Origin of the sequence: Streptomyces jumonjinensis (genome assembly GCF_009600885.1) — a bacterium.
Taxonomy (GTDB): domain Bacteria; phylum Actinomycetota; class Actinomycetes; order Streptomycetales; family Streptomycetaceae; genus Streptomyces; species Streptomyces jumonjinensis.
The window spans coordinates 116,631-121,395 of the sequence record NZ_VCLA01000199.1; the positions used below are offsets into that span (position 1 = coordinate 116,631).

The window sequence follows — 4,765 nt, forward strand, 5'->3', positions numbered from 1 at the left end:
TTCGAGAAGGTGCGGTATGGGGGTGATCAGGCGGTTCTGTCGCCTCTTATGGACTCTGACGCACACGGAGGCCGCGGGGGTCCGTGCGCGGATCGCGTGCGTGTCCGGCACTCCGCCCTGCGGCGCTGAACCCCCGGACGCGGCACGGGAGCTCACCCCGGGGGATGTGCAGGCGTGGGCCGAGTACCACTTCCGCAGGACCGGTCACCGCCGGTACGCCCGGGCCGTCTGCGACACCGTGCAGTGGGACCCGCCCGGGACCGATGCCCTGCTGCTGATGTCGGCCCGGTACCGGCTCTGAAGCGTCCGCCCCCTGAACACCCGGCCACCAGATCAGCGGGTTCATCAGTGGGGCGGCGAAAAGGGTCCGTCCGGCCGGCAGGGCGTCACGCATCCAGGCCCGGCCGGACGGACCACCCCATGAACCCCCCTGACCGGTGCCGTGTCCCGGCAGGGGAAGAAGGGGGTGCCCCCGCACCCCCTTGGCCCCGGTCGGTCCAGTCCCCCGCAACGACCGGGGCCACCCCAGAACCCCCCTCCAGAAGCACGAGGAGACCGCCAGTGCCCCACGCCCAGCCGGTGGACCGGGCAGCCGCCCGGGAACGTGTCCTCGCCGACAAGGACACCGTCATCAAGCGGTACGCCGACGAAGAATCGCTGGCGTCCATCGCCCGCGCCTACGGCGTGCTCGACGCCTGGCTCACCAACCAGTTCATCACCTGGGGCGTACCGCTCCGCACACACGCCCAGGCGATGGCCCTCTGGCGACAACAACGCGCCGCCGACACCGAATCGACCTTCCGCCGATAACCCAACGACACGGAAGCGCCACCACAGGCTCCGCCCTCGGCGAGGGCCCCGGTACCACTCACGCCGGGCCCGACCGAGGACGGACCGCCGCCCCCGCGCTGATAGCAGGGAGCAAGGCCCGACACGGCCAACCGGTCTGGGCGACAATCTCCTACCCCTGGACGCCGGCCCCTAGGCTGGGGACACTTGGACGGAAGGACGGTGACGATTCCTTGCAGCGACGCAGGCTGCTCGCGAGCCTGGCCGCCGCAGCAGCGGCAAGCGCCTCACTTCCCGGAACCCGGGCCGCCGAGGCGGACGAGGCCCTTCTCGGCGGACTGCTCACCGCCCGCCTGCGGGACGCCATGCTCGGCCTGGGCACGGCCACCACCGTTGCACCGCCTGAGCTTCTCGCCGTCGACGTCAACCAAGCGGTCGTCGACTTCGACGCCTGCCGCTACGCCTCCCTCGCCGTGCGCCTGCCCCGCGTCATCCGTAACGGACACGCCCTCACTGCTGCCGAAGGCACGCGCAACGGCTACCGGCTTCTGGCCCGGAGCTACCTGCTCGCTACTCGCATGCTCGTCAAACTCGACGAACAGCAGCTCGGCTGGATGGCCGCCGACCGCGCCCGCCAGGTCGCCGAAACCGCCCAGGATCCCATCCAGGCTGCCGAGTCGGCCCGTCAGCTCGCCGTCCTCGCCCGCCGCGCCGGATGGCACGACGAAGCGCTGTCGATCGCGCTGTCGGCAGCCGACCACCCAGACCTCCGGAGCGCCGGCCGAGCCGGGAACGCGCTCCGGGGGCTCCTCGTCCAGAGCGCCGCGTACACCGCGGCACGGGGCGGAGACCGGGACGGGATGCGTGAGCTCACCGACGAAGCCGCCGCCATCGCCAAGGAACTCGGCACCGGCACCTCCCCGCCGTCCGACCACGCAGCCTTCAGCCCTCTGACCGTCCAACTCCACCGGATCAGTGCCGAGAACCACGCGGGCGACCCTCTTGCCGCCCTCGACGCCGCCCGCGCCGTTCCCCTCAGAGCCCTCCCCAGCATCGAACGCCGTTCCCGCGCCCTCAGCGATATCGCCTTCACCTACCACCGCCTCGGCCGCCGAACCGACTGCCTCCGCACCCTTCTTGCTGCGGAACGCTCCGCCCCGGAGGAGACCCACGCCCGCCCGGCCACCAGAACCCTCATCGCCGACCTGCTGGCATCCGGGCCCACCACGACGGACCTGCGCGGCCTCGCCGCCCGCAGTGGCCTCCTCCGCTGATACGGCGGGTGTCGCACTCATTTGTCCCTCTCTCTCCCGGCGTTACCAGCGTTGGCGTCCGCGTCCAGTGGGGTCCAGAGCGAGTGCGATTACGAGTGGGCCCGGACCACCCCCGCACGCGCGGGGCCGACAACAGCGTCACGGACTGGAGCGGGTCGATCAGGGGACCACCCCCGCTCGCGCGGGGCCGACGCGTGGCCGATCAGGTGGAGCGCCGTCCTGGGGGGACCACCCCCGCGCGCGCGGGGCCGACGGGGGTCCTGCCTTATGGCAGGGCGGTCGCCGGGGACCATCCCCGCACGCGCGGGGCCGACATCGCAATCCAGTCGATCGCTGTGCTCACCGTAGGACCATCCCCGCTCGCGCGGGGCCGACCTGCTGGCGCTCGGGGCGCTGGCGGTCGTTCAGGGACCATCCCCGCTCGCGCGGGGCCGACAACCTCGGCGTCGTCCCAGAAATCAATCTCGGCGGACCATCCCCGCTCGCGCGGGGCCGACGGCGTCCCGACCCCGGGGTGAGGCTCAGTCACCGGACCATCCCCGCTCGCGCGGGGCCGACACTTCCTGACCTGCGCGTTCACATCGCGGAGCAGCGGTTTTCATTCACTTGCGAGCAGTCGGGCATCGAGGTCTCCCGGTGTGAAGAGGTGCCAGGCGCAGCCTTATGGACGGGTGAGGAAACGCGGCCCGTGTCCGGCAACTCTCCCATGACTACGCCACCTTGGGGGCATTCCCTGCCGGGGGTTACCCCGCTCCCGCACACCGGCTCCCCGGATGGGCCGGAGAGCCAGGAGCGGCGAGTTCAGACGCGCTCGTCGGGGCCGGGCTCCCGGGGCGCAGGTACAGGCGGTGGCGGCAGGGGAGAGAGAGGGGGCGGCACCCCCTGGTTCCCTGCCCCTGGGCTCCGGCGGGGGCCGCCGGTCGATCAGCCGGGGAGCTGGGTTGAGGGATGAGCCGGCTCCGGGGCGTGCGAGGTCGTGTCGGGTTTTGTGTGGAGGATGTCGCGGGCCTGGTCTGCGGCGCGGGCGATGCTCTCGGAGACGAAGTCGACGAAGCGGGCGATGTTTTCGAGGCGGGCGGCGGCCGGGGTGTCGGGGCCGAGGACGCTGACGCCCTGGCGTGCGGTCTCGGCGAGTTGGGCGGTGGATCGGGCGCTGGACATCATGGCCTGGTACCAGACGTCGTCGTCGACGATGTAGCGCTCGCGGCGGCGTTCGTCGCGTTCCCGGCGGATGAGGCCCTGGCTTTCGAGGAACGCGATCGCTTTGGAGACGGACGCCGGGCTGACCTGGAGGCGCTGGACGAGTTCGGACGCGGTGAGGCTGCCCGCGTCGCTGGTGCAGAGGCAGGCCAGCACCCGGGACGTCATCTTGGGCATGCCCGAACCCATGAGGACGGTCGTGAACGTCTCCTCGTACTCACGCACCGCTTCGGGGTCGCGTCCGTGGGCCTGCGAGGTCGCCTCTGACCCTCGGGGTGCGGTCTGCCTGCGCCGGTGGGCGCGGTGTTCGGTGGCGCGGTGGGCGAGGTCGGCGCGGTAGGCGGTGGGGCCGCCGTTGCGGATGACTTCGCGGGTGACGGTCGAGGTCGGGCGGTCGAGGCGTCTGGCGATCTCCGCGTAGGCGAGGCCGTCGGCCAGTCCCAGCGCGATCTGACGGCGTTCCTGCTGAGTGAGCCTGCCTCCCGGCATCGCGGTCTCCCTTCGTGTGTCCCTGACGCCTCCACTATAGCGTTCACTCTCAGATCATTGCAACGCACGAGGGGATCGTTGTTGCGTTAGGGTCCAAATCATTGCAACGATTACCCGTCATTTACCTGCACTGATGGCGAGTACGCGCAATGATCGTGTTGTCAGATCTTTGAATGCAACGTAGCGTTTCTGTCATCGGAAACAGCGCGCCGGAAGGGCGCACGCTGCAGAAGAAGGAGAGCGCCATGCAGAAGTTCGACACCCCCGCCCCGGTCACCGCAGTCCTCGACATCCCCGCGGGACACATCCGGTTCATCGCCGCCGACCGCGCCGACACCACGGTCGAGGTCCTCCCCGCGAACGCCTCCAAGAGCCGCGACGTGAAGGCGGCGGAGCAGACCACGGTCGACTACGGCGACGGCGTCCTGCGGATCGAGACCCCGGCGGCGAAGAACCAGATCCTCGGCGCTTCCGGAGCCATCGAGGTGACCGTCCAGCTGCCCGTCGGCTCCCGCGTCGAAGCGAAGGCGGCCAGCGCCGAGCTCCGGGGCGTCGGACGGCTCGGCGACATCGTCTTCGAGGGCGCGCAGGGCTCGGTCAAGCTCGACGAGACCGCGAGCGCCCGCCTCGCCCTCCTCGCCGGTGACATCTCGGTCGGCCGCCTGAACGGCCCCGCGGAGATCAGTACGCAGAAGGGCGACATCAGCATCGCCGAGGCCGTGCGCGGCACGGTCACGCTGCGCACCGAGGCCGGCGACCTCTCGGTCGGCGCTGCCCGCGGAGTCTCCGCCTCCCTGGACGCCGGCACCGCCCACGGCCGGATCCACAACGCGCTCAAGAACACCGACGGCGCCGCCGCCGGCCTGAACATCCACGCGACCACGTCCTACGGCGACATCACCGCCCGCAGCCTCTGAGGAGCACCCACCATGACCAACCTGGCCATCACCGCGAACGGGCTGCGCAAGTCCTATGGCGACAAGGTCGTTCTCGACGGTGTCGACCTGACCGTC

General features: G+C 71.0%; 5 protein-coding genes and 1 CRISPR repeat array. Of the genes, 4 read left to right on the forward strand and 1 reads right to left on the reverse strand.

What is annotated here, in order from left to right; translation table 11 throughout:
- The first annotated feature begins 100 nt into the window (after positions 1 to 100).
- The 3 genes from FF041_RS35310 (at position 101) to FF041_RS35320 (ending at position 2,063) form a co-directional block, all read left to right on the forward strand.
- Entirely contained in the window at positions 101 to 301 is a 201-nt protein-coding gene (locus FF041_RS35310; protein ID WP_153526527.1) for a hypothetical protein, read from the forward strand.
- 260 nt (positions 302 to 561) lie between these two features.
- The gene (locus FF041_RS35315) at positions 562 to 810 is read left to right on the forward strand and encodes a hypothetical protein (RefSeq protein ID WP_153526529.1); all 249 of its coding nucleotides are present in this window, start codon (positions 562 to 564) and stop codon (positions 808 to 810) included.
- Between the two features lie 212 nt (positions 811 to 1,022).
- Positions 1,023 to 2,063: an XRE family transcriptional regulator gene (locus FF041_RS35320; RefSeq protein ID WP_153526531.1), complete on the forward strand. Its 1,041-nt coding sequence runs from the start codon at positions 1,023 to 1,025 to the stop codon at positions 2,061 to 2,063.
- A gap of 103 nt (positions 2,064 to 2,166) precedes the next feature.
- Positions 2,167 to 2,621: direct repeats of the CRISPR family, unit length 28 nt; unit sequence GGACCATCCCCGCTCGCGCGGGGCCGAC.
- A 366-nt stretch (positions 2,622 to 2,987) separates the two neighbouring features.
- On the opposite strand, the gene FF041_RS40710 is transcribed toward FF041_RS35320, so the two are convergent.
- Positions 2,988 to 3,752 (reverse strand): GbsR/MarR family transcriptional regulator, encoded by a 765-nt coding sequence (locus FF041_RS40710; protein WP_153526533.1) that lies wholly within the window; start codon positions 3,750 to 3,752, stop codon positions 2,988 to 2,990.
- A gap of 245 nt (positions 3,753 to 3,997) precedes the next feature.
- Here FF041_RS40710 and FF041_RS35330 point away from each other — a divergent pair, with 245 nt between their 5' ends.
- Positions 3,998 to 4,669 carry a DUF4097 family beta strand repeat-containing protein gene (locus tag FF041_RS35330; protein WP_153526535.1) on the forward strand — a complete coding sequence of 224 codons (672 nt, stop codon included), beginning with the start codon at positions 3,998 to 4,000 and terminating at the stop codon, positions 4,667 to 4,669.
- The last annotated feature ends 96 nt before the right edge of the window (positions 4,670 to 4,765 follow it).

Excerpts from the sequence above, each read along its gene's own strand:
- FF041_RS35330 (WP_153526535.1), top strand. The coding sequence starts at position 3,998 with ATGCAGAAGTTCGACACCCCCGCCCCGGTCACCGCAGTCCTCGACATC.
- FF041_RS40710 (WP_153526533.1), bottom strand. The coding sequence starts at position 3,752 with ATGCCGGGAGGCAGGCTCACTCAGCAGGAACGCCGTCAGATCGCGCTG.